This window comes from Psychrobacter sp. PG1, from assembly GCF_014897815.1.
Classification (GTDB): domain Bacteria; phylum Pseudomonadota; class Gammaproteobacteria; order Pseudomonadales; family Moraxellaceae; genus Psychrobacter.
Map to the genome: position 1 here is coordinate 1 of NZ_JABUZG010000067.1, position 3,440 is coordinate 3,440.

Annotated in this window: 2 protein-coding genes; both read right to left on the bottom strand. The window is 36.8% G+C overall.

Going from position 1 to position 3,440, the window contains the following annotated elements:
• Positions 1 to 16: 16 nt before the first annotated feature.
• A complete protein-coding gene (locus INT03_RS10925) occupies positions 17 to 2,386 on the bottom strand; it encodes a site-specific integrase (protein ID WP_193008970.1) in 2,370 nt (789 codons plus the stop codon).
• Positions 2,383 to 3,399 carry a hypothetical protein gene (locus tag INT03_RS10930; RefSeq protein ID WP_193008971.1) on the bottom strand — a complete coding sequence of 339 codons (1,017 nt, stop codon included), beginning with the start codon at positions 3,397 to 3,399 and terminating at the stop codon, positions 2,383 to 2,385. Before INT03_RS10930 ends, INT03_RS10925 begins: the two co-directional genes overlap by 4 nt.
• Between the last annotated feature and the right edge of the window lie 41 nt (positions 3,400 to 3,440).

Genomic DNA, 3,440 nt, shown 5'->3' on the forward strand with positions numbered 1-3,440 from the left:
ATATTAAATCTCTTTGCTACTTTTGCAAGAGGTCTAATTCACGGTTAATAAACTTACGTATTTTTGTCAAATCCACACTATTCTTTTCAAAATCTAAGGCTTGTGCATTATATTGATTGAAACTTCGACGTGCTTTATTCGTAAGCTTTGTGATCACAGCAACAGGTAGCTGTATATATGCCTGATCCAGTAAATGTGCTGAGATAATATCTACAGTATGTATATAAGAGCTAAAAGTAGTATCTAGGTCAGCATGTCCCGCAAACTCCATCAAGGCATCCCAATGATGACCAGATTTGATACGCATTTTTCCTAATAAATCCTCTTTAATACGCTGCGCCTCATCCTCTGTATAATCAGTAAAAATATCCAAAACTTTTTGACGACATCTCAGTATTACTGCCATGTTAGATAAAGCATTATGGCGAAAACTATGCAATACCAAGTGTTGGTAATGAGGGCCAATAACCTCTTTAAACACTCGATCCACACTACCTCGATCTAATGGGGTCGATAATCCCTCAAGTGCGAACAAGTATTTACCTTCTTTTTTATGACGAGTCCTTTCTATAAAATAAGCCTGAAGCTCTTTAAACTCACCTGGTTTTAACAATACTGATAAAGTAATTCTGCGAGTGCCATCATCTGACTTTAAGGTTCTATGACTATTTGAACGAATAATCAAATTGATGTCGCTATAAGTATCTCGATCATATTCAATATCTGTTAACCGAATACCTAATAGCTCATTAATTCTTAAGCCGGTGCGATAGAGCAAAGTAAAGATCACTTTCATCATGCTTTTATTGTATGAAGATAATGCAATCTGATTACTGACACTTACTAGAATATGTTTATATAAATCAAGTGATATTAAACTGCTAGAAACTATTTTCGGATCATTTTCACGCTGAAGATGCACGTGTGGTGCACCCAAATGTTTTTTCAAGCTTTGATGTAGTGAGTTCAATACCGTCTGGGTGTAACCTATATTGAGAGTGTTTTTCTTGGCGATGATACTGTCGTATAAAAACTCATATTGATGCACTCGATAATCCGTAATGCCCTCATCACGAGTGCCATATAAAAATGCTTCACCCACCTCTGTCAAATATCTTGATAAAGTAGATGTAGCCTTATTAATAGCATTTAAATCAAGCATCCAGAGAATTAAACCTCGCTCACTATAACCTTCGTTAATTTCAGTCAACGCCTCGAGCTGCTCTTTAATTTTTTTCCTACTGCCCATAAGGGCGCGGCGAATATCTTTTAATACGTTTTTATGAGCCTTGTTTTTACTGACACTATCCTCTATGCCGACAACTTCATCTTGCAAATTTTGAGTAGTTTTATTGAGTCTATTAACCGTGATGTACTCATTTTTGACAGTAGTGGTATCTGATTCCTGAGGAGCCCCTAAGTAAGCTTGCCAGTCGTTTAAACTAATGGCAGTATGGGTATCATGTTGAACAAGCAGTTCCACTAGCTGCTGATCTATATGTACATTCGCCAATGTCTGCCAGTAAATATTCAAATAGCTAAGAAAATCTGTTTTCTCCAAATTATCCGCTTTAAATTTTTGTCTAGTCAAATTACCAAGCTGCCTAACACAGCTATGAAAGCTTGGTATCTTCGATGTTTCATCTTCCAATAGCTGATTAACCTTAACTAGCCACAAGCGACTGATATCGTCTATGAATACCCACTTTGAATAAGATATAATTTTTTCATCAGAACCGTCGATATCGACTATCTGATTGCCATAAGTTTTAGACACGATATCTAATGGAATATAGACCATGTCATCAGCCAATTTATGTAACTGCTTTTTAGTGGTGATATGCACATAAACAGCATTTAATACATCAACAGAATGTATGCGACCATGCATCAATAATGAAAACATTAACCAAGCTAGTCCATCAACAAGGGTGAAACTGTTCTTTGTTTGCCATATTTGAACAGCCTCCTTCATTATATCTTGCAGTTTAGGCAGATAAAAAAAAGCATCCCTTACTGCTGTATTTTTTGGGCGTTGAGGCTGATAAGCAACCGTTGGGGCTGGCAGTGGCTCTAACCCCTTACGCTTACGCTCACGGTTAATATTATTAAAAAAGAAAAGACGCTTGGTTAATGCTATTGGCATTAGACCTGTAGAAATATATTTACTTTCTTCAAACTCTTTGTAAATGTCTTCATAAAGTTGATAAATAGATTCTTCATTGACTTCAGGTTTTTCTACTTCAAAGTTTTTAAGAAAGCTCTCCCAAAGCTTTTGACATATGAAGTCAGCTTCTACTAAAACATCTTTTTTTTCCTCTTCACGTCTCTGCTCACGACGTTTATAGCCGAACAATTCATCATCTGACTGTTTTTTAACACTCATACTTGCACCTGTCTTATCTCAAGCTTATCTGCAAGTGCTTGATAAGTTGGACGCAAGTCTAAAATATCACCGATACTTATTGATGAATTCTTTCGCCAAGACTCCTGCCCCATCATCTCATGACCAAATACAGAGAGTATCATTGACTCATTTACGTTCTGCTCATGCAGATAACGCTGCCCAACATGCCTTGTCCAATCCTCTTTAAACTTAAAGCTCTCATGAATTTCATTTCTCACCAGTACTGGACGAATTGATTCTAGTTCGCCTTTTTTATTAAACACGTTAATCAGTGGTCGCTCAGAATTCATTACTTCGTCAACCCAATGTTGAATGCGCATGTCTAAACGACAAAAACGAGACGAGAAGCTTTTTAAAAAATCTATATATCGGTTGATTGCCTCAATTAAAAATGGGCATAGAGGCACATATCTTTGACTCGACGCCGTTGCTCGCTCTTCTTTGTCAGATATCCAAATCAGCCCCACCTCAAAATTGAATTGGTCCAAATAACCTGGTGCACCCTCAACTGCCCTAACGGAAGTTAAAAGTAAGCTGATATGCCAAAGCCAAATGCTATATGAATTAAATTTTTCAATATAATCAGTTGTTGCCTCTACTTTTTGGTGTAATAGGTCAATAAAATCAATGACGATTACATAATCAGGGCAATTTTGACTACCGATTTTATAATCAAAAGTATTGGAAACTAGATGTAGATAATCATTGTTATATGTACTTCTTAGACTAAGCAGTTTAATAGCCTGTTGATAAACAGTTCGAATATCATCGACACTGTTAGAGCTATACCATACATCTGCTCGCTTACGTTCATTTCGACCTGTAATGATACTAGCAACCTGACTATTAGAGACATGATGAATAAGAATACTGTATAGGCCTTTCTCAATACGGGCCAGTGACAGATATGGTAGCTTTAAAGCATCACGAGTTTCGTTTATAACTTCATACAAAATCTCTTTATTAATATCGCCTTTATAGGCTAAAAACACACCCTGAACCGCCCCGGGATTGTCGGAGACTCAACATTCTG